At 56.4% G+C, this 23,200-nt stretch carries 23 protein-coding genes and 1 tRNA gene; 14 read left to right on the top strand and 10 right to left on the bottom strand.

From position 1 onward, the window contains the following. The first annotated feature begins 3 nt into the window (after positions 1–3). The gene (locus OQV00_RS21480) at positions 4–726 is read left to right on the top strand and encodes a class I SAM-dependent methyltransferase (RefSeq protein WP_004858196.1); all 723 of its coding nucleotides are present in this window, start codon (positions 4–6) and stop codon (positions 724–726) included. Here OQV00_RS21480 and rnhA read toward each other — a convergent pair. Then, positions 723–1,301, bottom strand: coding sequence for a ribonuclease HI (gene rnhA / locus OQV00_RS21475; RefSeq protein ID WP_160873233.1), 579 nt, complete (start codon positions 1,299–1,301; stop codon positions 723–725). The two genes, OQV00_RS21480 and rnhA, sit on opposite strands and share 4 nt — an antisense overlap. Here rnhA and dnaQ point away from each other — a divergent pair. After that, positions 1,255–1,986, top strand: a complete 732-nt coding sequence (dnaQ, locus tag OQV00_RS21470; protein WP_032716706.1) for a DNA polymerase III subunit epsilon — start codon at positions 1,255–1,257, stop codon at positions 1,984–1,986. The genes rnhA and dnaQ overlap by 47 nt on opposite strands. A gap of 132 nt (positions 1,987–2,118) precedes the next feature. Continuing rightward, positions 2,119–2,195, top strand: a tRNA-Asp gene (locus OQV00_RS21465). Positions 2,196–2,270: 75 nt separating this feature from the next. Here OQV00_RS21465 and OQV00_RS21460 read toward each other — a convergent pair. The 7 genes from OQV00_RS21460 to fadE form a co-directional block, all read right to left on the bottom strand. Beyond that, positions 2,271–2,696, bottom strand: a complete 426-nt coding sequence (locus OQV00_RS21460) for an ion channel (RefSeq protein ID WP_032716707.1) — start codon at positions 2,694–2,696, stop codon at positions 2,271–2,273. A gap of 1 nt (position 2,697) precedes the next feature. Further along, complete coding sequence (locus tag OQV00_RS21455) at positions 2,698–3,720, bottom strand: hypothetical protein (RefSeq protein ID WP_266279405.1); 1,023 nt, start codon at positions 3,718–3,720, stop codon at positions 2,698–2,700. Positions 3,721–3,732: 12 nt separating this feature from the next. After that, the gene (locus tag OQV00_RS21450; protein WP_266279403.1) at positions 3,733–4,827 is read right to left on the bottom strand and encodes an HlyD family secretion protein; all 1,095 of its coding nucleotides are present in this window, start codon (positions 4,825–4,827) and stop codon (positions 3,733–3,735) included. Next, positions 4,824–6,347, bottom strand: coding sequence for an efflux transporter outer membrane subunit (locus tag OQV00_RS21445; protein ID WP_266279401.1), 1,524 nt, complete (start codon positions 6,345–6,347; stop codon positions 4,824–4,826). Before OQV00_RS21445 ends, OQV00_RS21450 begins: the two co-directional genes overlap by 4 nt. Beyond that, positions 6,337–7,464 carry an AI-2E family transporter gene (locus OQV00_RS21440; protein ID WP_004858217.1) on the bottom strand — a complete coding sequence of 376 codons (1,128 nt, stop codon included), beginning with the start codon at positions 7,462–7,464 and terminating at the stop codon, positions 6,337–6,339. The genes OQV00_RS21445 and OQV00_RS21440 overlap by 11 nt, the downstream gene beginning before the upstream one ends. Positions 7,465–7,741: 277 nt before the next feature. After that, positions 7,742–8,512 carry an amidohydrolase gene (locus tag OQV00_RS21435; protein ID WP_266279398.1) on the bottom strand — a complete coding sequence of 257 codons (771 nt, stop codon included), beginning with the start codon at positions 8,510–8,512 and terminating at the stop codon, positions 7,742–7,744. A 183-nt stretch (positions 8,513–8,695) separates the two neighbouring features. Then, positions 8,696–11,140, bottom strand: coding sequence for an acyl-CoA dehydrogenase FadE (gene fadE / locus OQV00_RS21430; RefSeq protein WP_004858224.1), 2,445 nt, complete (start codon positions 11,138–11,140; stop codon positions 8,696–8,698). A gap of 238 nt (positions 11,141–11,378) precedes the next feature. Here fadE and lpcA point away from each other — a divergent pair, with 238 nt between their 5' ends. Continuing rightward, positions 11,379–11,960 carry a D-sedoheptulose 7-phosphate isomerase gene (gene lpcA, locus OQV00_RS21425; RefSeq protein WP_004099149.1) on the top strand — a complete coding sequence of 194 codons (582 nt, stop codon included), beginning with the start codon at positions 11,379–11,381 and terminating at the stop codon, positions 11,958–11,960. A gap of 107 nt (positions 11,961–12,067) precedes the next feature. Beyond that, positions 12,068–12,835 (top strand): class II glutamine amidotransferase, encoded by a 768-nt coding sequence (locus OQV00_RS21420; protein WP_004858226.1) that lies wholly within the window; start codon positions 12,068–12,070, stop codon positions 12,833–12,835. On the opposite strand, the gene dpaA is transcribed toward OQV00_RS21420, so the two are convergent. Further along, a complete protein-coding gene (dpaA, locus tag OQV00_RS21415; RefSeq protein WP_015585090.1) occupies positions 12,806–13,546 on the bottom strand; it encodes a peptidoglycan meso-diaminopimelic acid protein amidase in 741 nt (246 codons plus the stop codon). The two genes, OQV00_RS21420 and dpaA, sit on opposite strands and share 30 nt — an antisense overlap. Positions 13,547–13,956: 410 nt before the next feature. Between dpaA and OQV00_RS21410 the strand changes: the two genes are divergently transcribed. From OQV00_RS21410 to OQV00_RS21370, 9 genes are all read left to right on the top strand, one after another. Then, positions 13,957–15,300, top strand: a complete 1,344-nt coding sequence (locus OQV00_RS21410) for a Na(+)-translocating NADH-quinone reductase subunit A (RefSeq protein WP_044349667.1) — start codon at positions 13,957–13,959, stop codon at positions 15,298–15,300. A gap of 3 nt (positions 15,301–15,303) precedes the next feature. Continuing rightward, entirely contained in the window at positions 15,304–16,542 is a 1,239-nt protein-coding gene (locus tag OQV00_RS21405; protein ID WP_004858236.1) for an NADH:ubiquinone reductase (Na(+)-transporting) subunit B, read from the top strand. After that, entirely contained in the window at positions 16,535–17,329 is a 795-nt protein-coding gene (locus OQV00_RS21400) for a Na(+)-translocating NADH-quinone reductase subunit C (RefSeq protein WP_004858241.1), read from the top strand. Before OQV00_RS21405 ends, OQV00_RS21400 begins: the two co-directional genes overlap by 8 nt. Next, the gene (locus tag OQV00_RS21395) at positions 17,322–17,960 is read left to right on the top strand and encodes an NADH:ubiquinone reductase (Na(+)-transporting) subunit D (protein ID WP_004858245.1); all 639 of its coding nucleotides are present in this window, start codon (positions 17,322–17,324) and stop codon (positions 17,958–17,960) included. The genes OQV00_RS21400 and OQV00_RS21395 overlap by 8 nt, the downstream gene beginning before the upstream one ends. Positions 17,961–17,966: 6 nt before the next feature. Then, positions 17,967–18,563 carry an NADH:ubiquinone reductase (Na(+)-transporting) subunit E gene (gene nqrE, locus OQV00_RS21390; protein WP_004858248.1) on the top strand — a complete coding sequence of 199 codons (597 nt, stop codon included), beginning with the start codon at positions 17,967–17,969 and terminating at the stop codon, positions 18,561–18,563. Positions 18,564–18,574: 11 nt separating this feature from the next. Then, complete coding sequence (gene nqrF / locus OQV00_RS21385; protein WP_004858252.1) at positions 18,575–19,798, top strand: NADH:ubiquinone reductase (Na(+)-transporting) subunit F; 1,224 nt, start codon at positions 18,575–18,577, stop codon at positions 19,796–19,798. A 2-nt stretch (positions 19,799–19,800) separates the two neighbouring features. Further along, on the top strand, positions 19,801–20,016 hold the full coding sequence (gene nqrM, locus OQV00_RS21380) for a (Na+)-NQR maturation NqrM (protein WP_004858255.1): 216 nt from the start codon (positions 19,801–19,803) through the stop codon (positions 20,014–20,016). Positions 20,017–20,152: 136 nt separating this feature from the next. Then, on the top strand, positions 20,153–21,208 hold the full coding sequence (gene dinB, locus OQV00_RS21375) for a DNA polymerase IV (RefSeq protein ID WP_044349669.1): 1,056 nt from the start codon (positions 20,153–20,155) through the stop codon (positions 21,206–21,208). A 5-nt stretch (positions 21,209–21,213) separates the two neighbouring features. Continuing rightward, the gene (locus OQV00_RS21370) at positions 21,214–21,666 is read left to right on the top strand and encodes a GNAT family N-acetyltransferase (RefSeq protein WP_032724333.1); all 453 of its coding nucleotides are present in this window, start codon (positions 21,214–21,216) and stop codon (positions 21,664–21,666) included. A 40-nt stretch (positions 21,667–21,706) separates the two neighbouring features. Here the strand turns inward: OQV00_RS21370 and pepD are convergent, their stop codons facing one another. Further along, positions 21,707–23,164 (bottom strand): cytosol nonspecific dipeptidase, encoded by a 1,458-nt coding sequence (gene pepD, locus OQV00_RS21365; RefSeq protein WP_004858263.1) that lies wholly within the window; start codon positions 23,162–23,164, stop codon positions 21,707–21,709. Between the last annotated feature and the right edge of the window lie 36 nt (positions 23,165–23,200).

Raw genomic sequence — 23,200 nt, 5'->3', positions numbered from 1 at the left:
GCGATGAAGCCGGCAAGGATACCTCAGACAATCACAGCGCCCGAGCACTGGTCCAGTATGCCCTGGGGCGAATACTATCGCGAATCGCTGGAACGGCAGATGAAACCGTGGCTGGCTAAATTATATGGCTTTCATTTGCTTAAGATTGGCAATCTGAGCGCGGAAATCAATACGGAAGCCTGTGCTATCTCTCATCAGGTGAATGTATCTTTGCAGGGCAACCCGATTCAGGTGAAAGCCGATCCGCTGCATCTTCCTTTTGCGGAAAAATCGGTTGATGCCTGCCTGCTGGCGCATACTTTGCCGTGGTGCAGCGATCCGCATCGTTTGCTACGTGAGGCCGACCGGGTATTGATTGATGACGGCTGGATGATTTTGACCGGCTTTAACCCCGTCAGTCTGATGGGGCTGCGTAAGCTGGTGCCGGTATTACGTAAGACGACCCCCTACAACAGCCGGATGTTTACGTTGACGCGCCAGCTGGACTGGCTGGCGTTATTGAATTTTGAGGTGCTGCATTATGGCCGCTATCAGGTACTGCCCTGGTCCAGGCATGGCGGCAAACTCCTCAGCGCGCACCTGCCGGCTCTGGGCTGCCTGCAGCTGATTGTTGCCCGAAAACGGACGGTTCCGCTGACGCTAAACCCGATGAAATCAGGAAAAGCAAAAACGCAGCTGCGTCAGACGGTTGGCGCCACGCGGCAGTGGCGCAACGGGCAGAGTTAGCTTTCTGGCTGGTAGCCGGTGTCGCTCTGCGTCGGGCTGGAGGCGGCAGCGCGTGCCAGCTCATCACAGCGTTCATTTTCCGGGTGACCGGCGTGGCCTTTGACCCATTCCCATTTGATTTGATGCTGACCGAGCGCGGCATCCAGGCGCTGCCAGAGATCGACATTTTTAACCGGTTTTTTGTCAGCGGTTTTCCAGCCGCGTTTTTTCCAGTTATGGATCCACTGGGTGATCCCCTGACGCACGTACTGGCTGTCGGTGCTGAGGATCACTTCGCACTGCTCTTTCAGCGCTTCGAGAGCGACGATTGCCGCCATCATCTCCATCCGGTTGTTGGTGGTGAGGTGATAGCCCTGACTAAAGATTTTTTCTTTTCCGCGATAGCGTAAGATTGCCCCATAACCACCGGGCCCAGGATTTCCCAGGCATGAACCATCGGTGAAAATTTCTACCTGTTTAAGCATCTCTGGTAGACTTCCTGTAATTGAAATCGATAGATAAACGGCAAGTCTGACATAAATGACTGATATGAGCACTGCAATTACACGACAGATTGTTCTCGATACTGAAACCACCGGTATGAATCAGATCGGTGCGCACTACGAAGGACATAAGATCATTGAGATCGGTGCGGTAGAGGTGATCAACCGCCGCCTCACCGGGAACAACTTCCATGTTTATCTGAAACCGGACCGGCTGGTGGACCCGGAAGCGTTTGGCGTTCACGGGATCGCCGATGAATTCCTGATGGATAAACCGGTGTTTGCGGATGTGGCCGACGAGTTTATAGACTATATCCGCGGCGCGGAGCTGGTCATCCATAATGCCTCGTTTGATATCGGCTTTATGGATTATGAATTCAGCAAGCTGAATCGCGGCATTGCGAAAACGAATACTTTCTGCAAAGTCACCGATAGCCTCGCGCTGGCGCGGAAAATGTTCCCCGGTAAGCGTAATAGCCTGGATGCGCTGTGCTCACGTTATGAAATAGACAACAGTAAGCGTACGCTGCACGGGGCATTACTCGATGCCCAGATTCTGGCCGATGTCTATCTGATGATGACCGGTGGTCAGACGACGATGGCATTTTCAATGGAAGGTGAGGGGCAGCAGCAGGCCGGAGAAATGGGAATACAGCGGGTTGTTCGCGCCGCCAACAAGTTACGCGTGGTTTATGCGACTGATGACGAGATCGTGAGCCATGAATCCCGACTCGATCTGGTGCAAAAGAAAGGCGGAAGCTGCCTGTGGCGCGCCTGAGCCACTGAGATATGCTGTAAAAATCATCTGACGGGTGATTTTTACAGCAAACGATTCAAAACTGAAGAAAAAGCGTTGACGGCGTTACGGGGAATCCGTAATATTCGCCTCGTTCCCAAGGGAACAGTAAGTGGAGCGGTAGTTCAGTCGGTTAGAATACCTGCCTGTCACGCAGGGGGTCGCGGGTTCGAGTCCCGTCCGTTCCGCCACTATTCAGAAAGCCTGAATCAGCAATGATTCAGGCTTTCGTCGTTTCGGCGCTCGTAAAAACAAACTCACCGAGTTCATTTCATATATTTCAATTGCTTGCGAATATGATGTTGCATAACGGCCAGCATGCAGGCGCCGGACAGACCGATCATCAGCGCCCCGTTGACTGCCTCCAGCGGGCCGAGCAGCTTCCATCTGGCGCTCATCACAACATCGCCATACCCCAATGTCGCGAAGTTAACCCCGGAGTGATACACCGCATCCAGCAGCGTCGGAAACTCGCCCAGCCAGACAAACAGCACTCCCCAGAGCAAAATCTGCAGCAAATTACCCATTAAAATGATGATGATGGTGCCAAACAGCGCCAGTACGCCGGCAAGTAGCCCCTCTTTGCGGTGGAAACGCTTGAGATAAAAGCGAATACACCAGATGGACACCAGAGATTGCAGCAGCATATTACACAGGATAACGGGCATGCCCGTAATCAGCGGAAGCAACATGTTAATCTCCTGAGTGAAGTTCTGTTGAGGATGAGTCAAGGGGGCGCCAGCGCTCGAGAAGGGCGATGCAGGCCCAGCCATAGAGCGCGATGATGAGATATAACGTGCAGCGCATCGCGGCGGCTGTCCAGACATCTTTTGCGGAATCGCTGTCCTGAATCGCCGGCCCGAACAGAATGAGGGCGGTTATCCAGACATTGCTCCAGAAAGAGGGCGGAAACCGTCCCGCCACCAGGCGAACCAGTCGCCGGGCCACCCACAGACTGGCCAGACTCAGCCAGAGAACCAGCATTAGCAGCGACGGCCAGAGGCTAAGACCGAACCACAGCCCCAGCGCCAACAGCGCGCCCAGTAGCGTCGATAGCACCAGTTCTTTCCCCGACGTTTTCGTGGTGAGCGTCGTCGCCTGCTGCGCCAGCGTGACGGTTTTCATCACCGCCGGGATGTAGAACGTCGGGTGGCTCAGCGCCAGAAGCCAGACGGGGAGCACAATGATCACCGCCCGTAGCGCTCTGAGATGGGGAGCGCTGACCGCCGGCGACTCCCTGGGCGGGGGCGCCTGGCCCGGCGATGGCGGGAATAACGCCACCGCCAGCCCGTTGACCAGCGTACCGATAATAAAACCGATCCCCAGCATTTGCGCCAGTCCTATCGCCAGCGCCTGCTCAATCAGCCCGGCAATGGGAATCACCGCTATCGCCACCACCAGCAGCATCGACAGCGTGGTCTTCCCGTAAAGGCCCATTAACATCAGCTGATACAGCAACAGCGCCGTGAGCAGCACGCCTGGTAGGGCGTAATAGGTCAGTAATGGCACCATCAGAATGCCAGCCGTCATGGTGACTATCAGGAGAGAACCCATCACGAGACCTTTTTTCAGCGCTAAAGGTTTCCCCTGGCACAACACAATCCAGGCCATGATGCATCCGAGGTGCGGCATCGGCAGCGCGCTGGCGTAGCAGACCAGCGCAGCCAGTCCGCTACCACAGCTTATTCTCAGTACGGCGCGGTCCACGTTATGCATCGCGCAGGTCTCCTAATAGAGCCAGGAGAACAGGCTCATGACTCGGATATACAGGTAGCCCGCAACGTTCAGCAGGCTACTGCCGCTGGTATAAACCAGCACATCCGCCTGCCCGCCAACCCGCAGGCTGGTGGGCGGCGGGGCATCATCTCTTGCAAAGGCGATTTTAACCGGGAAGCGCTGGGCCTGACGGAGCCAGTCACGATTGTTATCCACGGTAGGGAGGCCGCCGGCCGGCGGGGGTTGCGATGCGTTGATACCATAGCCGATGCTGAGTACCTGGCCGCTAAAAATGTGTCCCGGCATGCTGTCGAGAAGAATTGCCACCTTATTACCCGGCCGGATACGACCGAGGTTATTTTCGGTCATGTCTGCGTTGATCCAGACATCGTTCAGGGCAATCAATGTCATCACCGGGGCGCCTGTGCCAACAAACTGGCCAGCTTCGGTGCGTAAATCGGTAATCAGCCCGCGGCTGCCGGCAATCACGGTGCTTTTACTGCGGTCCAGTTCGGCTTTGCGCACCGCGGCCCGGGCGCTTAACAGCTGAGAATTATTGTCGCCGGCTGCACCGGCGGCTTCGATGGCACGACGCACGTCGGCGGCGGCGGCGGCCATCTGACTACGGGCGGTTTCCCGGGTGGCCTGGGCAATCTCCAGACGCCGGACGGAAATAGTACCGGGATCTTCACGATAGAGCCGCTCCTGGCGCTCGGCATCTTTCGCGGCATTCTGGTAAGCGGTGGCGGCGGCCTGCAGGCCAGCCTTTGCCGCCACCACGCTTTCACCGTTGGCCTTCACGGCGCTGAGCACCGTGGCATAATCCGAACGTGCGCGCGCCAGGGCGATATCATAAGGTTCCGGATCCAGCTCAAACAGCGGTTCGCCCATAGCGACACGCTGATTGTCACGAACATATACCTTCTTTATTTGCCCGGTTACTTCCGCTGCGACCGGAATGACGAAGGCCTGTACCCTGGCCTGCGAGGTATAGGGCGTCACTCTGTCCGTGACTAAATACAAGCAGATCAGCAGTACAATCAGCACCACCAGGCCGATGGCCGTACGACGGCTGGCTTGTCCTGGTGAAGGGGAGGAGGCATTCATGGCGAAGGTCCTTCTGAAGGGGATGTGGCGGAAGGAAGCGGGGTATTCAGCAGCGGCAGCCAGTTATCACGCTGGCGTAGGTGCGATTCCGTCGCAGCATCGACCAGCGGGCGTGTTCGGCCACTTTCCCAGCCGCCGCCCAGCGCTTTATAAAGCGCGATCAGATCGCGCATCGCCGCACCGCGGCTGCTGACCAACCGTTCTTGTTGGTTGAACAGCGCCCGCTGTGAGTCAAGGACGCGCTGAAAGTCAGCCATTCCCTCACGATACTGTGTGTTGGCTATTTCGAGGGAGCGGCTGGCGGCTTTACCCGTTTGGGTCAGCAACACAATTTCATCTTTATCATTGGCGTAGGCGATGGCCGCATCGTCGACTTCACGCGCGGCCTGAAAGACGGTATCGCGATAGTGTTCGTGAAGCTGGAGAAAACGGGCATCCTGAACCAGAACCTGATTCCCGAGCCGCCCCTGATCCAGCAGATTCCAGCTAAACGTCGGGCCCGCCGCCCAGCTGAGCGTGCTATTACTCTCGCTCCTGCCGCTTATTCCGACGCTGCCGATCAGTGAGATGGACGGGTAGAGCTCGCTCTCCGCCACGCCGATAAGCGCCGACTGTGCGGCCATCTGTCGTTCAGCAGCCCTGACGTCGGGCCGCCGGCGCAGAAGGTTGGCCGGAAGTTCAGACACTAACGAGAGTTCGCCTGACGGGATATCGCCGGTCTGGCTCGCCATTTCCGGCAGGGGGCCGGGTTTGCGTGCCAGCAGCGCGCTCAGGGCATTCTGGCTCTGTGCGAGGCTGGTTTCCAGTTGGGGGATCGTCGAAAGCGTGGAGAGGTACTGGGTTTTTGCCTGCTGAACGTCCAGCTCTGCGCTGTTGCCGCTGAGGAATAACCGCTCGGTGATCTGCAGGCTACGTTGCTGAATCTTCGCATTGCCGCGGGTAATTTGCAGGCGGGCTTCCAGCATGCGGATATTGACGTACCACTGCGCCACCTGGGCTGCCATCAGCACCTGAATATCATCGTACTGCGCTAGCGTGGCGAAATAGCTGGCATCGGCGGATTCGACGCCGCGCTGAAACTTACCCCAGAAATCGATCTCCCATCCCAGATTGACCCCGGCGCTGTAGCGGGTCCCTGAGCTATAGTTTCCCGAACGTTGCTGGCCGGTGCGCAGCAGATCGCCGCTGCCGATCGTCGCCTGCGGTCCCAGTAAACTCTCGGCGATCCCCAGCTGCGCCCGGGATTCCAGCAGACGCAAACCGGCGATTTTGACATCCGGATTTTTTCGCAGCGCTTCGTTAATCAGCGCCGTTAAGGTCGGATCGTTGAGCTGCGTCCACCACCGCGCGTAATCGGCAGGCGTCGACCGGGAAGCCATCCGCTGCGTAGCCGGTTGCCAGTGGCTTAGCTCCGGCGTTTTCGGCGGATGATAGTCTGGCCCCAGCGTCGTGCATGCGGTGAGAACAAGGCCGGCGCCAGCGGTGAACAGGAGACGCCAGGCACGGTGCTCATTGAGCATCTTTGTCGTCCGGCACGACGGGAGTCTGGCCATCGCCGACCTGCCCATCGTTGACCCACGACATGAAGATACGATAGCCGATAGAGAGTAGGGTCGCGCCGATAAACATACCGAGAATACCGCTGGCCGCCATGCCGCCTAATGCACCAAGCAGTACCACAGGCATAGGCGCATCGACACCGCGCCCGAGCATTAGCGGTTTGAGCACGTTGTCAGCCATACCGGCCACAATCAGCAAGATCGTATAGACGATATTCATAGCCGTTCCGTGATCGCCGAGGCTCCACATCAACGCAATCGCCGGTGCGGTCACCAGAATCACCGGAATCTGCGCGATCCCGAGGATCAGCGCCAGAATAAAGAAGATCCCCACGGCCGGAATACCTGCCACGATCATAATGACGCCCACCAGCAGCGCCTGAATAAGCGCGACGCCGATAACGCCCTGCGCCACCGCACGGATCGTGCTGGTGCACAGTTTCACCAAAGATTGTCCTTTGTTCTCATCCGTCAGGCGGATGGCAATGCGCCGGGCGCTGTCTGCCCCGGCGGCGCCCCAGGTCATGATAATCCCCGCCACGATGAAGGAGAGGATAAAACCAAGCAATCCACCGCCCATACTGGCAAGAATGCCGAGGGTAGCTTTCGCGATGTCTCCTATCTGAGTGCGATAGTTGCTAATCAGCCCCGGCAAATCGTTGGACGCTTTTAACCACAGGACGCTAATTTTTTCTCCGACGATGGGAATGGTGGCGATATGTGCTGATGGCGGCGGAATGACGAAAGCACGACCGCTGAGCTTATCAATCATCACGCTGACGCTTTCGCCGAGAGAGCTAATCATCAGCACCGTGGGGACCACGATCAGCACAATGCCGAGCAGGACTATCAGGGTTGAGGACCAGCCCTGTTTTCCTCCCAGCCTGGTCGCAAAATACTGATGAAGAGGGTAGAGGGTGACGGCCAGGATAACGGCCCACAGCATCATATTAAGAAACGGAGAAAACACGGTATAGCAGAAAGAGGCTAATGCCAGGATAAGTCCAAAGCGAATGAACATATCCAGAAAACGGGCAACCAGTCTTTTTTCAACAACAAGCAGATTATTATTTTCCATGATGGTTTGTTCTCGCTGAGAATGCGCGCACAACCGTACCGGTCGGGTAATAAAACCGGACCAGGACCGAGATGGAATCGTTTTAAAAAAGCTGAAAGTTATTTGAAAATGAAGCTCGTTCTTGTTGAATTTTATCCACTTAATGAGTGTAGAACAGAAATAATCCCGCCGGAAAAATATTATTTCTCCCGCTTATTCTGCGGGCTGGTGGGGGAAAAAGAGGCGGCGGCGAGGTATAAAACGGGGTCCCCTCGGTTAACGAGGGGAGAGAAGACGATCAGTTCAGGGTGAACGGATCGGCATCCTGCCAGGCCGGAAAATTCTCACGATACTCTTTGAGCGCCGTCATCGACAGCTCTGCATCCAGACGCGTTGCCTGATGGGGTTCTGCCGTTGCCAGAATTTCTCCCTGCGGGCTGATAATGCGGCTATCGCCGCGGTAATGATGGCCGTTGCCATCGGTGCCGACGCGGTTACAGCCGGCAACATAGGCCAGATTCTCGATGGCGCGAGCCACCAGCAGGGACTGCCAGTGAAGTGAGCGTGGGGCAGGCCAGTTGGCCACATAGAGCGCTAAATCGTAGTCGTTATGGTTACGTGACCACACCGGGAAGCGCAGGTCATAACACACCAGCGGCAGAATTCGCCAGCCGCGCCACTCAAAAACAACCCGTTCGTTGCCCGCCTCATAATGATGATGTTCTTCGGCCATGCGGAACAGATGGCGCTTGTCATAGAAGTGGGTTGTGCCATCGGGCTCGACCAGCAAGAAGCGGTTAACCGGCCCGCGATCGGTTTGCAGCGCCGCGCTGCCGGCAATCAGGGCATTTGTTTGCACCGCTTTACTCTGCATCCAGTCAATGACGTTTTCGGCTGACATCGACTGCTTTGCGGCCTCCATAGCGAATCCGGTCGTGAACATTTCCGGCAAGACTATGACGTCACGTCCGGTAATGCCTTCCAGTTGACGATCGAAGTGACGCAGGTTGGCGGGACCATCCATCCACACCAGGGGTTGTTGCAACAACGTAATTTTCAAACCAGGCACAGTGTTGAACTCCATCATCATGAGAGCATCAGGGTAATTTTAACACCATATCAGTCTCTCGCTGCTCAGCGGAATATGTTGTTAAAAAAATGATAACGCAGACAGCTGAATGTCGGTCGCCGGGTAAAAAAGAAAGGCGGGGAAATTCCCCGCCCTGGTCGTGATGTGGTAACTGTTATTGTTTTATGCGGCTTCAACCTTGCGGACTTTCTCCGGGAGCTTTACCGGTTTGGTCGCCAGCTCATCGGCTGCGAAATCGTCAACGTTAATGCTGCGCAGACGGCTGGTTTCCGCACGGGTCAGAATATCGGCTTCATCCTGATTGATTAAACCTTTTGCCAGCGCGTTGCGGGCCAGTTCATCCAGACGGGTAAACGGCAGGTTTTTACCCAGCTCTTTGCAGATACGCTGATGAATCGGATCGGCGGCCATGACATCGAGCAGGGCCTCTTCCAGCAGACCGACCGGGTTATGTTCACTCGGGGTCAGATACTGGCCGCGACCGATACGTGAACGCGTCGCGCTCGGAACCTGCAGGATTTTTGCCACCTTATGATCCAGCTTATCGGACGGCGCGTTGTAGTGACGGCCGGTCGGGAAGATAGCAATGCGCAGGGCGCCCGCGACAAAACGGTTCGGGAAGTTCTTCAGCAGATCGTCAATCGCCTGTTCTGCCTGATACAGCGCATCCTGGACGCCCCAATGGACCAGCGGGAGGTCGGCTTCATTGCGCCCTTCATCGTCATAGCGTTTCAGCACCGCAGAGGCGAGATAGAGCTGGCTCAGGACATCGCCGAGACGCGCGGAGATGCGCTCGCGACGCTTCAGGCTGCCGCCCAGCACCGCCATGGAGACGTCGGACAGCAGCGCCAGGTTCGCGCTCAGACGGTTCATGTGCTGGTAGTAGCGACGAGTGCCATCACGGGTCGGCGTGCTGCTTGTCAGCCCGCGGGTCAGGCCCAGCCAGAAGCTGCGGACTTTGTTACTGCCGACGTGACCAATGTGTTTAAACAGCAGTTTGTCGAAAGCGTTAACATCGTTGCTTTGCGCGGCGGCCATTTCATCCAGTACGTACGGATGGCAGCGAATCGCCCCTTGACCAAAGATCATCATGCTACGGGTCAGGATATTGGCCCCTTCGACGGTGATAGCGATTGGTGCCCCTTGATAGGCGCGGGCGAGGAAGTTACCTTCGCCCAGCATGATGCCTTTTCCGCCGGTGATATCCATGGCGTCAATGATTGAGCGCTGTCCGCGATGGGTGCAGTGGTACTTGACGATAGCCGACAGCACCGCCGGTTTCTCTCCCAGCATGATGCCGTAGGTAATCAGCGAAGCGGCGGCATCCATCACGTATGCGTTACCGGCAATACGCGCCAGAGGCTCTTCGATGCCTTCCATTTTACCGATGGAGATTTTGAACTGGCGACGAATATGGGCATAGGCGCCGGTCGCCATCGCCACGGATTTCAGTCCGCCGGTGGCATTAGACGGCAGGGTGATGCCGCGTCCTACGGACAGGCATTCCACCAGCATCCGCCAGCCCTGGCCGGCCATCGACGGGCCGCCGATGATGTAATCGATCGGCACGAAAATATCTTTCCCCTGGGTCGGACCATTCTGGAACGGCACGTTCAGCGGGAAGTGGCGACGGCCAATTTCGACGCCCGGGGTGCTGGTCGGGATCAGCGCACAGGTGATGCCCAGATCTTCTTCGCCGCCCAGCAGACGGTCGGGATCGGAGAGTTTAAAAGCCAGGCCCAATACGGTCGCGATAGGGGCGAGGGTGATATAACGCTTATTCCAGGTCAGGCGCATGCCCAGTACCTGCTCGCCTTGCCATTCGCCCATGCAGACGACGCCGCTGTCCGGGATGGCGCCGGCGTCAGAGCCCGCTTCCGGACTGGTCAGCGCAAAGCACGGAATTTCCTGACCACGCGCCAGGCGCGGCAGATAGTGGTTTTTCTGCTCTTCAGTACCGTAATGTTGCAGCAGTTCGCCCGGGCCTAAGGAGTTCGGCACGCCGACGGTAATCGCCAGGATACCGGAAACGCCGGAGAGCTTTTGCAGCACCCGTGACTGAGCGTAAGCGGAGAACTCCAGGCCGCCGTACTCTTTCTTAATGATCATCGCAAAGAAACGATGCTCTTTCAGGTAGGCCCACAGCGCCGGCGGCAGATCGGCCATTTCATGGGTGATTTCAAAATCGTTCGCCATGCGACAGGCTTCTTCTACCGGCCCGTCGATGAACGCCTGTTCTTCGGCGGTCAGGCGCGGCTGCGGATAGTTGTGCAGTTTCTGCCAGTCTGGCGTCCCGCGAAACAGGTCGCCTTCCCACCAGGTCGTGCCCGCATCGATGGCCTCTTTTTCGGTACGCGACATCGGCGGCATCACCTTACGGAATGCGCGGAATGCCGGTGCCGAGAAAATTGACTTGCGCATCGGCGCAAAGTTGAACGGCAGCAGAATAATCGCCAGCGGCAGCAGCAGCCAGATATTCCACAGCCCGGCAACGCTGAGCGCCGCGGTCCAGGCGAGCAAAATCACGCTGCTCAGCAGGAGATTAATTCGGTGATAGAAGAGCGCACCGAGTAAAACAACGGTTGCAACAATACTCAAAATCATCATAGAGAAATGCTCCCTGTCTTGTAGGAGGTCTGACCACTTGTGATGATATGGTTGTAGTGGATGTTATTGGCTTTAGCAATGTGTTTACAAAATAATTACAACCTTGCTCACATTGTTGTACGTAAATGCGGCACGTAAAATCAAAACCACGGCGGATAACGTCGGCTGCTTCTTCTCGCTTCGGCGCCTATCCGGTACACTGCCAGGGTTATTCCAACCATACTGAAGGATTATCCTCATGTACCAGGATCTTATTCGTAACGAACTGAACGAAGCGGCGGAAACGCTGGCTAACTTTCTGCAGGACGAAGCCAATATTCACGCGATTCAGCGTGCCGCGGTGCTGCTGGCTGATAGCTTTAAGGCCGGTGGTAAAGTCCTCTCCTGCGGTAACGGCGGTTCCCACTGCGATGCGATGCACTTTGCAGAAGAACTGACCGGGCGCTATCGTGAAAATCGCCCCGGCTATCCGGCGATTGCGATTTCAGACGTCAGCCACCTGTCCTGCGTCAGTAACGATTTTGGCTATGAGTACGTCTTCTCCCGCTACGTCGAGTCCGTGGGTCGCGCTGGCGATGTGCTGCTGGGTATCTCCACCTCCGGCAACTCCGGCAACGTGATTAAGGCGATTGAGGCTGCCCGCGCGCAGGGGATGAAGGTCATCACGCTGACCGGCAAAGATGGCGGTAAAATGGCCGGTTCCGCCGATGTTGAAATTCGCGTGCCGCATTTTGGTTATGCCGATCGTATTCAGGAAATTCACATTAAAGTGATTCATATTCTGATTATGCTGATCGAAAAAGAGATGGTTAAGGCCTGATGACATGGTGTCGGGCGGCACTGCGTTTGCCCGACCTGCGGGCTGAGTTGTCGGCCGGGTAAGCTGCGCGCCACCCGGCACTGCCTGAAAGTGCGAAGAGGTGATGTATGTGCGAATTGCTCGGGATGAGCGCGAATGTGCCAACAGATATTTGTTTTAGCTTTACCGGGCTGGTTCAGCGCGGTGGAGGCACCGGCCCGCATAAAGATGGCTGGGGTATTACCTTTTATGAAGGTAAAGGCTGTCGCACATTTAAAGATCCGCAGCCCAGCTTCCAGTCGCCGATTGCGAAACTGGTACAGGACTATCCCATCAAATCGTGCTCGGTCATCGCCCATATTCGCCAGGCTAACCGCGGTATTGTTGCGCTGGAAAACACCCATCCCTTTACCCGCGAGCTGTGGGGACGCAACTGGACCTATGCTCATAACGGCCAGTTAGAGGGCTATGAGTCCCTGGATACCGGAAATCTCCAGCCGATCGGCGAGACCGACAGCGAAAAAGCCTTCTGCTGGCTGCTGCACTGCCTGACCGAGCGCTATTCGGGGACGCCGGACGATATGGTTGAAGTGTTCAGCTTTATCGCCACCCTCGCGGGCTCGCTACGGGAAAAAGGCGTCTTTAATATGCTGTTGTCGGACGGGCGTTACGTGATGGCGTTTTGCTCGACGAATCTGCACTGGATAACGCGGCGGGCGCCGTTTGGCGTGGCAACGTTACTGGATCAGGACGTAGAAATCGATTTTCAACGGGAGACCACACCTAACGATGTGGTCACCGTTATCGCCACTCAGCCGCTGACCGGCAACGAGACCTGGCATAAAATCATGCCAGGCGAGTGGGCGTTATTTTGCCTCGGGGACCGTGTAGTTTGAAGCCAGCTGCGGCTGGATAACTTCATGACTGAGCGGCTTGCTGACGATATAGCGGCCATCGGCCACTGAGATAACCGGCGGCTTATGGGTTTGCTGGAAATAGTCGTAGCCTGGCTTCAGCTGTTTCCAGAAATCCGCATAGTAGGAGTATTTGTGGCGTTCCATATTGGCATTGGTCATGCGGAAAGGATAAATGCTGACCTGCACGCTGGACTGGCCGAACACGAGCGCGCCGGTCACAAACTGGAAAATCTCATCAATGCCGGTATCGGTCATCGCGTAGCAGCCGATGGATACGCAGGCACCGTGAATCATCAGGTATTTACCTTCATAACCATGGGCGCGATCGTAGGCGTTCGGGAAGCCGATATTAATGGCTTTATAGAAACGGCTGTCAGGCTTGAGCTGATTGCGCGTCACGCTATAAAACCCTTCCGGACTTTTGAAGTCGCCCTGACGCTGCTTCGGCCCCAGACCGCCGGAATAGTTACAGATCCGGTAGCTGTCGAGTAGCTGGTAGGTTTCGCCCATTTTGACGTAGAGATCGAGCGTACGCTCTTCTTTGAAGATCTCAATGTAAACCGGGGAACCCATTAATTGTTGCTTGTATTCTTTGCTAACCGGCGTCGTCGAGCCGCTATTGCTGAGTAACCCAGCAAATGAAACGCACGGCAACAGAAGCATCGCAATAAATAATGCGATTTTGCGCATACTGCTTGTTCCTTGATAAATCAAAAACCACATTGCCAGGACGGCAAGAGATACCCGAAATCAGACTTTTCTGGATTTAGAGCGCTCACATTAGCATCACGGCATTTTTTCGCAAGCGCGGCCTTACCGCGTTTACAATTTAGTTGTCCTTTATAGCGAATCCGGCGTCAAAGCGCAGTCAGAACTTTGCGCAATAGATCTCATTTTATAGGTAGTTAATCGTGGTTTATCTACTGACGCCGCTCACGAAATGTTACACTTGCGCCGCTTAACGATCAGGGTAAGAAAGGATGCTTCTCTCCCGTCTTGTGAACCGCCAGGACTCAGCTTTTCCTTTTCTCTGATTTCCCATCAATGTTGCTGGCCTCGGTCTGATATCGAGGTTTAAGTTACGGATACCTGCTAACGATATGATTAAAATCACGAAAGGGCTGAATCTGCCCATAGCTGGCATGCCATCACAGCAGAAAACTTCTCAGGTTGCCGTCAAACGCGTCGCGCTGCTGGGCGAGGAGTACGTCGGTATGCGCCCCTCAATGGCGGTGCGCGAAGGTGACCGGGTACAAAAAGGGCAGATCCTCTTCGAAGACAAAAAGAACCCCGGCGTCTGCTTTACCGCACCTGCGGCTGGGGTGATTGGCGCCATCCATCGCGGCGAACGTCGGGTTCTGCAATCCATTGTTATCGATGTCGACGGCGATGAGGCCGTCTCCTTCCCCCGCTATGCACCGGGCGACCTGGCTGGATTGGCGCGGGAAACTGTGCAGCAGCTGCTGCTGACTTCCGGCCAATGGACGGCATTCCGCACTCGTCCGTTTAGTAAAACGCCGGTGCCGGGGAGCGTACCGGCGGCGATTTTCGTGACCGCTATTGATACCAACCCGCTGGCGGCAGATCCGCAACCGATTATTCTGGCCCACCGCGAGGCCTTCGATGCGGGACTCACCGTGCTCACCAGCCTGACGGATGGCAAAGTGCATGTCTGCCAGGCCAGCGGCGGCAAGCTCGGTGGCCACCCCGCAGGGCAGGTGACCTTTAACCAGTTTGCCGGGCCGCATCCGGCCGGGCTGGCAGGCACCCATATCCATTTCCTTGAGCCCGTCAGCCTGAATAAACAGGTCTGGCACCTTAACTATCAAGATGTTATCGCCATCGGCCGGCTGTTTCTCGACGGGGAACTTTACAGCAAACGCGTGATTGCGCTCGGGGGCCCGCAGGTCAAAGAGCCGCGGCTGATCGAAACCTGCTGCGGCGCCAGTCTTGATGAACTGCTGGCCGGTGAGCTGCTGGAGGGGGAAAACCGGGTCATTTCCGGCTCGGTGCTGAGCGGTACCCACGCCCAGGGGCCGTATGCGTTCCTTGGTCGCTATCACCTGCAGGTGAGCGTCGTGAAGGAAGGGCGTGAGAAGGAGCTGTTTGGTTGGGTGATGCCGGGCAAAGACAAATTTTCGATTACCCGCACCACGCTCGGACATTTTCTCAAACACAAACTGTTCAGTTTCTCAACGGATACCAACGGCGGCGAGCGTGCGATGGTTCCCATCGGCAACTACGAGCGCGTGATGCCGCTGGATATTCTGCCGACGCATCTGCTGCGGGATTTGCTGGCGGGAGACACCGACAGCGCGCAGGCGCTGGGCTGCCTGGAGCTGGATGAAGAAGATTTAGCGCTCTGCACCTACGTCTGCCCGGCAAAATATGAATACGGCCCGCTGCTGCGTGACGTCTTAACCCGCATTGAGCAGGAAGGATAAGTGATGGGTTTGAAAAATCTGCTGGAAAAAATTGAGCCGCACTTCACCCACGGCGGCAAACTGGAAAAGTACTACCCGTTGTATGAGGCGGCGGCGACTATTTTCTATACCCCGGGTCAGGTGACGAAAGGGGCCTCTCACGTCCGTGATGCCATCGACCTCAAGCGGATGATGATCCTGGTGTGGCTGGCGGTGTTCCCGGCGATGTTCTGGGGCATGTACAACGTCGGGCTGCAAACTATCCCGGCGCTACACAAACTCTACGGCGCGGAGCAGCTGCAGCAGGTGATCGCCAGCCACTGGCACTATAGCGTGGCGCAGTGGCTGGGGGTGAACTTTGGCCCGGATGCGGGCTGGCTGAGCATGATGGGGCTGGGCGCAGTGTTCTTCCTGCCCATTTATCTCACCGTGTTTATCGTCGGCGGCTTTTGGGAAGTGCTGTTCGCCATCGTGCGCAAACACGAAATCAACGAAGGCTTCTTTGTTACCTCCATTCTGTTCGCGCTGATTGTGCCGCCGACGCTGCCGTTATGGCAGGCGGCGCTGGGCATCAGTTTTGGCGTGGTGATTGGCAAAGAGATCTTCGGCGGCACCGGGCGTAACTTCCTCAACCCGGCGCTGGCCGGGCGTGCATTTCTGTTCTTCGCCTATCCGGCGCAAATTTCCGGCGATCTGGTGTGGACGGCGGCGGACGGTTTCTCCGGCGCAACGCCGCTTTCTCAGTGGGCGAGCCGCGGCGGTGAAGCGCTGGTGAATGTCACCAGCGGCCAGCCGGTCAGCTGGATGGATGCCTTCCTCGGCAATATTCCCGGCTCCATCGGCGAGGTCTCGACGCTGATGATTCTGCTTGGCGGCGCCATCATCATTTTCGGTCGCGTCGCCTCCTGGCGCATTGTCGCCGGGGTGATGATTGGCATGATTGCCACGGCAACGCTGTTTAACTTTGTTGGCTCTGATACCAACCCGATGTTTGCCATGCCGTGGTACTGGCATCTGGTGCTCGGCGGTTTTGCCTTTGGCATGATGTTTATGGCGACCGACCCGGTGTCGGCGTCGTTCACCGACAAAGGAAAGTGGGCATACGGTGCGCTGATTGGCGCGATGTGCGTGCTGATCCGCGTGGTGAACCCGGCCTATCCGGAAGGGATGATGCTGGCCATTCTGTTTGCCAACCTCTTTGCGCCACTGTTCGATTACCTGGTGGTGCAGGCCAATATCAAGCGGAGGAAGTCGCGTGGCTGAGAAAAAAAGTAACGATAGCATCGGCAAAACGCTGCTGGTGGTGCTGGTGCTTTGCCTGGTCTGCTCGGTCATTGTTGCCGGTTCTGCGGTGGGGCTGAAGCCGCGCCAGCAGGAGCAAAAAGCGCTCGATAAACAGCGTAACATTCTCTCCGTTGCCGGGCTGATGCAGCCGGACATGAAGCAGGAGGAGATTGCCTCGGTGTTTGCCGAGCGCATCAGCCCGCGGCTGCTGGATTTGAAAAGCGGCGAACTGCTGGAAAAAGATCCGGACTCCTTTAATCAGGGGCTGGCGCTGAAAGATCCTGAGCAAAGTACCGTGCTGGAGGCCAGCCAGGATCCGGCGGGCATCAAGCGTCGTACTAACGTGGTGGAAATCTACCTCGTGAAAGACGAGCAGAAAAAGGTTCAGGAAGTGGTGCTGCCGATTTACGGCAACGGCCTGTGGTCGATGATGTATGCCTTTGTGGCGCTTGATACCGATGGCCGTACCGTGAAAGGCATCACCTATTACGATCAGGGCGAAACGCCGGGCCTCGGCGGCGAAGTGGAAAACCCCGCCTGGCGTAAACAGTTCATCGGCAAAAAAGTGCTCGACGACAGCGGCATGCCGGCGCTGAAAGTGGTGAAGGGCGGTGCGCGTCAGGGTGATGACTACGCGGTTGACGGCCTTTCCGGCGCAACGCTCACGTCCAACGGCGTGCAGCACAGTTTTGATTTCTGGATGGGGGAGCAGGGCTTTGGTCCGTTCCTCAAGCAGATTCGTGAAGGAGGCCTGAACAATGGCTGAGCTCGATGAGATGAAAGAAGTAAAACGGGTGCTGGTCGGGCCGTTGATTAGCAACAACCCTATTGCCCTGCAGGTGCTGGGGGTCTGTTCGGCGCTGGCGGTGACCACCAAGCTGGAAACCGCATTCGTCATGACTATCGCGGTAACGCTGGTGACGGCGTTTTCCAGCATGTTTATCTCGATGATCCGCCACCATATTCCCAACAGCGTGCGCATTATCGTGCAGATGGCGATCATCGCCTCGCTGGTGATCGTCGTCGATCAGCTGCTGCGCGCCTACGCCTACGAAGTCTCCAAACAGCTGTCGGTGTTCGTCGGGCTTATCATCACCAACTGTATCGTGATGGGGCGCGCGGAAGCGTATGCCATGAAGTCGCCGCCGCTGGCGAGCTTTATGGACGGTATCGGTAACGGTCTGGGCTACGGCGCCATTCTGATGATTGTCGGTTTCCTGCGCGAGCTTATCGGCAGCGGCAAACTGTTTGGCGTCACCGTGCTGCAAACCGTGCAGAACGGCGGCTGGTATCAGCCGAACGGCCTGTTCCTGCTCGCGCCGAGCGCGTTTTTCATCATCGGTCTGCTGATCTGGGCGCTGCGCAGCTGGAAGCCGGAACAGCAGGAGAAGGAGTAACCGAGTATGGCTCATTACCTCAGTCTTTTTGTCCGCGCGGTGTTTGTTGAAAACATGGCGCTGGCCTTCTTTCTCGGCATGTGTACGTTTCTTGCGGTGTCGAAGAAAGTCTCCACGGCGTTTGGTCTTGGCGTAGCGGTGACGGTGGTGCTCGGCATTTCCGTGCCGGTGAACAACCTGATTTACAACCTCGTACTGCGCGACGGTGCGCTGGTGGACGGGGTGGATTTGAGCTTCCTCAACTTCATCACCTTTATCGGGGTGATCGCCGCGCTGGTGCAGATTCTGGAGATGATCCTCGATAAGTATTTCCCGTCGCTGTACAACGCACTGGGGATCTTCCTGCCGCTTATTGCCGTGAACTGCGCCATTTTTGGCGGCGTCTCCTTTATGGTGCAGCGCGACTATAACTTCCCGGAATCCATCGTGTATGGCTTCGGCTCCGGTATCGGCTGGATGCTGGCGATTGTGGCGATGGCGGGCATCCGCGAAAAAATGAAATACGCAAATGTGCCCGCGGGTCTGCGCGGGTTAGGGATCACCTTTATTACCACAGGTCTGATGGCGCTGGGCTTTATGTCATTCTCCGGTGTGCAGCTATAAGGGCGGAAAGTATGGAAATTATTCTTGGCGTCGTGATGTTCACGCTGATCGTGCTGGTGCTGTCGGGGCTGATCCTGGCGGCGCGCTCGAAGCTGGTCAACGCCGGTGATGTGGTTATTGAAATCAATAATGAAGCGGATAAACAGATTCGCACGCCGGCGGGCGATAAGCTGCTGAATACGCTGTCCAGCAACGGGATCTTTATCTCTTCTGCCTGCGGCGGCGGCGGTTCCTGCGGCCAGTGCCGGGTGACGGTGAAGGAGGGGGGCGGTGATATCCTGCCTACCGAACTTTCCCATATCAGCAAACGCGAGGCGAAAGAGGGCTGCCGTCTGGCCTGTCAGGTCGCCGTGAAACAAAACATGAAGATCGCGCTGCCGGAAGAGATTTTTGGCGTCAAAAAATGGGAGTGTGAAGTTATCTCCAATGATAACAAAGCGACTTTCATTAAAGAGCTGAAGCTGGCCATCCCGGAAGGCGAAAGCGTGCCGTTCCGCGCGGGCGGCTATATTCAGATTGAATGTCCGTCGCATAAAGTGGCGTATGCCGATTTTGACGTGCCGGACGAGTACCGTGCGGACTGGGATAAATTTAATCTGTTCCGCTATGTTTCCGAGGTTAAAGAGCCGACGCTGCGCGCCTATTCGATGGCGAACTATCCGGATGAGAAGGGCATCATTATGCTCAACGTGCGTATTGCGACGCCACCGCCGAAAGTGCCGGATGCGCCGCCGGGGATCATGTCTTCGTATATCTGGTCGCTGAAAGCCGGTGATAAGGTGACGATTTCCGGGCCGTTCGGCGAGTTCTTCGCGAAAGAGACGGACGCCGAGATGGTCTTTATCGGCGGTGGCGCTGGTATGGCGCCCATGCGTTCGCATATTTTCGACCAGCTTAAACGGTTGCACAGCAAGCGCAAAATCAGCTTCTGGTACGGCGCCCGTTCGCTGCGTGAAATGTTCTATGACGATGAGTTTGAACAGCTGGCACGTGAAAATCCGAACTTTACCTTCCACGTGGCGCTTTCCGATCCGCAGCCGGAAGATAACTGGAACGGCCACACCGGCTTTATTCACAATGTGCTGTATGAAAACTACCTGCGCGATCATCCGGCGCCGGAGGACTGCGAGTTTTATATGTGTGGGCCGCCGGTGATGAATGCCGCAGTGATCAAGATGCTAAAAGATCTTGGCGTTGAGGATGACAACATCATGTTGGATGACTTTGGAGGTTAATGATGTTGACGGTGTTTGTGGCAACCTTCGTCATTTTCGCGCTGGTTATTCTGGGGATGTCCTTAGGATATCTGATAAAGCGCAAAAGTCTCCAGGGCAGCTGCGGCGGTATCTCATCGCTGGGGCTTGAGAAGGTCTGCGACTGCCCGGAGCCGTGCGATGCACGTAAAAAGCGCATGGCTCGTGAAGCACAGCGCCAGCAAAATCGGATCCTCTGATCTCTCCGTAGGCCCGGCAAGCTTGCGCCGCCGGGCATTATTGCCTGATGGCGCAAGCTTATCAGCCCTACAAACCCCGCTTCTCATTCCTTGTATTACTACTGTATACTTAACCAGTAATCGTTGAGGGCTGAGTATGCGCAAAATTATCCATGTCGATATGGACTGCTTTTTTGCCGCCGTGGAAATGCGGGATAATCCAGCCCTGCGTGATATCCCCATTGCCATCGGCGGTAGCCGGGTACAGCGGGGGGTGATCAGCACGGCCAACTATCCGGCGCGCAAATTTGGCGTACGCAGCGCGATGCCGACCGCGATGGCCCTCAAGCTTTGCCCGCATTTAACCCTGCTACCCGGCCGCTTTGATGCCTACAAAGAGGCCTCGTCCCATATCCGTGAAATCTTCTCACGCTACACGTCGTTAATTGAACCGCTGTCTCTGGATGAGGCGTATCTCGACGTCAGCGATAGCGTTCACTGCCAGGGCTCTGCGACGCTGATCGCGGAAGAGATTCGCCAGACCATTTTTCACGAGCTTCAACTGACCGCCTCTGCCGGTATCGCGCCGGTAAAATTTCTGGCGAAAATTGCTTCCGATATGAATAAACCCAACGGTCAGTTTGTGATTGCGCCGCATCAGGTCGCGGAGTTTGTCCGAACGCTGCCGCTGGCGAAGATCCCCGGCGTGGGGAAAGTCTCAGCCGCAAAGCTGGAAAGCATGGGGCTGCGTACCTGCGAAGATGTGCAGAAAAGCGACCTGGCGATGTTGCTCCGCCGTTTTGGTAAGTTTGGTCGGATCCTGTGGGAGCGTAGCCAGGGAATCGATGAGCGGGAGATCAACAACACCCGACAGCGTAAATCGGTTGGCGTTGAGCGTACGCTGGTGGAGGATATCCACGAGTGGTCTGCCTGTGAGAGCATCATTGAGCACCTCTATCCAGAGCTGGAGCGGCGGGTGCTGAAGGTCAAACCGGACCTTCTGATTGCCCGTCAGGGGGTAAAGCTGAAATTCAATGATTTTCAGCTGACCACTCAGGAACATGTCTGGCCGCGCCTGAATAAAGAGGATTTGCTCTCCACCGCCTACAAAGCCTGGCACGAACGGCGGGGCGGTCGCGGAGTGCGGCTGGTCGGGTTGCATGTGACGCTGCTCGATCCTCAACTGGAGCGGCAGCTGGTACTGGGGTTATAACGATGCTGAAGATCAGACCTTATCGCGACGATGATTTTACTGCGCTGTGCGCCATTTTTCTGCGCGCGGTACAAGAGACCGCCAGCCATGATTATTCACCCCGCCAGATAGCCGCCTGGGCGCAGATAGACGAGACCCGCTGGCGGCACAAAATGAGGGAGTCTCTGGTATGGGTCGCGGCGATGGACCAGCGTCCTGTGGGGTTTATCACCGCCGTGGACCGCTATATCGATCTCCTGTTTGTGGCGCCGGAGTATGGCCGCCGGGGTATTGCCAGCGCGCTACTCCAGGAACTGTTTACGCAGATACCGCATGGCTCCCTGACGGTCGACGCGAGCATTACGGCAAAACCGTGTTTTGAACGGCATGGTTTCAGGGTCGTGGAAGAACAGCAGGTGGCGGTGCGCGGCGAGACGTTTATTAATTACCGTATGGAGAAGGTGAGACGGCCCGGATAAGGCGCCACGCGCCGCTATCCGGACCGTTTATTGCCGTAACTTACTTCGCAGGAATCGCTTTCAGCAGTTCCGTCAGCAGCGTCCAGTATTGACCAACGCTTTCGATATGCACCTGCTCATCCGGAGAGTGCGGGCCGGTAATGGTAGGCCCGATTGAGACCATATCCATATTCGGGTACGGTTTCTTGAACAGACCGCATTCCAGGCCGGCGTGGATAATCTGGATGTTCGGCGTCTTGTTGAACAGACGCTGATAGGTTTCACGCACCAGATGCATCACCGGTGAGTTCGCGTCCGGCTGCCAGCCAGGGTATGCGCCTTTGGCTTCGGTTTTCGCGCCCGCCAGTTTACCCAGTGAATCCAGCATGCTGACGACGTAATCTTTGCCGCTGTCGATCAGCGAACGAATCAGGCAGTGGATCTCAACATTATCATCGGTCATGGTCACGACGCCGACGTTCAGAGAGGTCTCGACAACGCCTTTTGCCACGTCAGAGTTACGAATAACACCGTTTGGCGTGGCGTTGAGCAGACGCACAAAGCCGTCACGGGATTGCACGGTCAGGGCCGCTTTGTCGTTGACGACAGAGTCCAGCAGCAGCACCAGATTTTTCTCTTTTGCCGCCAGTTCGTTTTTCAGGATGTCCTGATAGGTGGCGACCAGCGCTTTCAGCGCATCGACCTTATCGGCCGCGACCGCGACGGTAGCGAAAGCTTCACGCGGAATGGCGTTACGCAGGGTGCCGCCGTTGAAATCGACCAGACGCAGGTCCAGCTCTTGCGCGTGACCGGCGAGGAAACGGGCCAGCAGCTTGTTGGCGTTCCCCAGACCGACGTGAATTTCGCCGCCGGAGTGACCGCCTTTCAGCCCTTTTAAGGTCAGCTTAAAGCTCTGGAAACCTGCCGGCACCGCTTCGCGGGTTAAGGTCAGGTTGGAGGTAAAGTCGATACCGCCGGCACAACCCATATAGATTTCGCCCTCTTCTTCAGAGTCGGTATTGATCAGGATATCGGCCTGCAGCCAGTTAGCCTGAAGACCAAACGCGCCGTCCATGCCGGCTTCTTCGGTCATGGTCAGCAGCACTTCCAGCGGGCCATGTACGACGCTGTCATCAGCCAGCACTGCCAGCGCAGAAGCCATACCGATGCCGTTATCCGCGCCCAGGGTGGTGCCGCGCGCTTTGACCCACTCGCCATCGATATATGGCTGAATCGGATCTTTAGTGAAGTCATGAACGGTGTCGTTATTTTTCTGCGGCACCATATCGAGGTGCGCCTGCAGAACAACCGGTTTACGGTTTTCCATACCGGCCGTGGCGGCCTTACGAATCAGAATGTTGCCAACCTGATCGCGTTCTGCGTGTAAGCCTTTTTCTTTTGCCCAGCCCATGATGTGTTCAGCGAGTTGTTCTTCGTGATAGGACGGATGGGGAATGGAGCAGATTTTGGCAAAAATATCCCATAGCGGCTGCGGGGATAATTGAGACAATTCAGACACGATGAGTCTCCTTACGATCGCCTGCAAAAGTCTTTT

Source organism: Klebsiella sp. DY2415 (assembly GCF_026314315.1).
Lineage (GTDB): Bacteria > Pseudomonadota > Gammaproteobacteria > Enterobacterales > Enterobacteriaceae > Klebsiella > Klebsiella ornithinolytica.
Note: the sequence above shows the minus strand (reverse complement) of the source record. Positions and strands in the feature narration are given on the sequence as shown.

Excerpts from the sequence above, each read along its gene's own strand:
- OQV00_RS21480 (WP_004858196.1), top strand. The coding sequence starts at position 4 with ATGAAGCCGGCAAGGATACCTCAGACAATCACAGCGCCCGAGCACTGG.
- dnaQ (WP_032716706.1), top strand. The coding sequence starts at position 1,255 with ATGAGCACTGCAATTACACGACAGATTGTTCTCGATACTGAAACCACC.
- OQV00_RS21460 (WP_032716707.1), bottom strand. The coding sequence starts at position 2,696 with ATGTTGCTTCCGCTGATTACGGGCATGCCCGTTATCCTGTGTAATATG.
- OQV00_RS21455 (WP_266279405.1), bottom strand. The coding sequence starts at position 3,720 with ATGCATAACGTGGACCGCGCCGTACTGAGAATAAGCTGTGGTAGCGGA.
- OQV00_RS21450 (WP_266279403.1), bottom strand. The coding sequence starts at position 4,827 with ATGAATGCCTCCTCCCCTTCACCAGGACAAGCCAGCCGTCGTACGGCC.
- OQV00_RS21445 (WP_266279401.1), bottom strand. The coding sequence starts at position 6,347 with ATGCTCAATGAGCACCGTGCCTGGCGTCTCCTGTTCACCGCTGGCGCC.
- OQV00_RS21440 (WP_004858217.1), bottom strand. The coding sequence starts at position 7,464 with ATGGAAAATAATAATCTGCTTGTTGTTGAAAAAAGACTGGTTGCCCGT.
- fadE (WP_004858224.1), bottom strand. The coding sequence starts at position 11,140 with ATGATGATTTTGAGTATTGTTGCAACCGTTGTTTTACTCGGTGCGCTC.
- lpcA (WP_004099149.1), top strand. The coding sequence starts at position 11,379 with ATGTACCAGGATCTTATTCGTAACGAACTGAACGAAGCGGCGGAAACG.
- OQV00_RS21420 (WP_004858226.1), top strand. The coding sequence starts at position 12,068 with ATGTGCGAATTGCTCGGGATGAGCGCGAATGTGCCAACAGATATTTGT.
- dpaA (WP_015585090.1), bottom strand. The coding sequence starts at position 13,546 with ATGCGCAAAATCGCATTATTTATTGCGATGCTTCTGTTGCCGTGCGTT.
- OQV00_RS21410 (WP_044349667.1), top strand. The coding sequence starts at position 13,957 with ATGATTAAAATCACGAAAGGGCTGAATCTGCCCATAGCTGGCATGCCA.
- OQV00_RS21405 (WP_004858236.1), top strand. The coding sequence starts at position 15,304 with ATGGGTTTGAAAAATCTGCTGGAAAAAATTGAGCCGCACTTCACCCAC.
- OQV00_RS21395 (WP_004858245.1), top strand. The coding sequence starts at position 17,322 with ATGGCTGAGCTCGATGAGATGAAAGAAGTAAAACGGGTGCTGGTCGGG.
- nqrE (WP_004858248.1), top strand. The coding sequence starts at position 17,967 with ATGGCTCATTACCTCAGTCTTTTTGTCCGCGCGGTGTTTGTTGAAAAC.
- nqrF (WP_004858252.1), top strand. The coding sequence starts at position 18,575 with ATGGAAATTATTCTTGGCGTCGTGATGTTCACGCTGATCGTGCTGGTG.
- nqrM (WP_004858255.1), top strand. The coding sequence starts at position 19,801 with ATGTTGACGGTGTTTGTGGCAACCTTCGTCATTTTCGCGCTGGTTATT.
- dinB (WP_044349669.1), top strand. The coding sequence starts at position 20,153 with ATGCGCAAAATTATCCATGTCGATATGGACTGCTTTTTTGCCGCCGTG.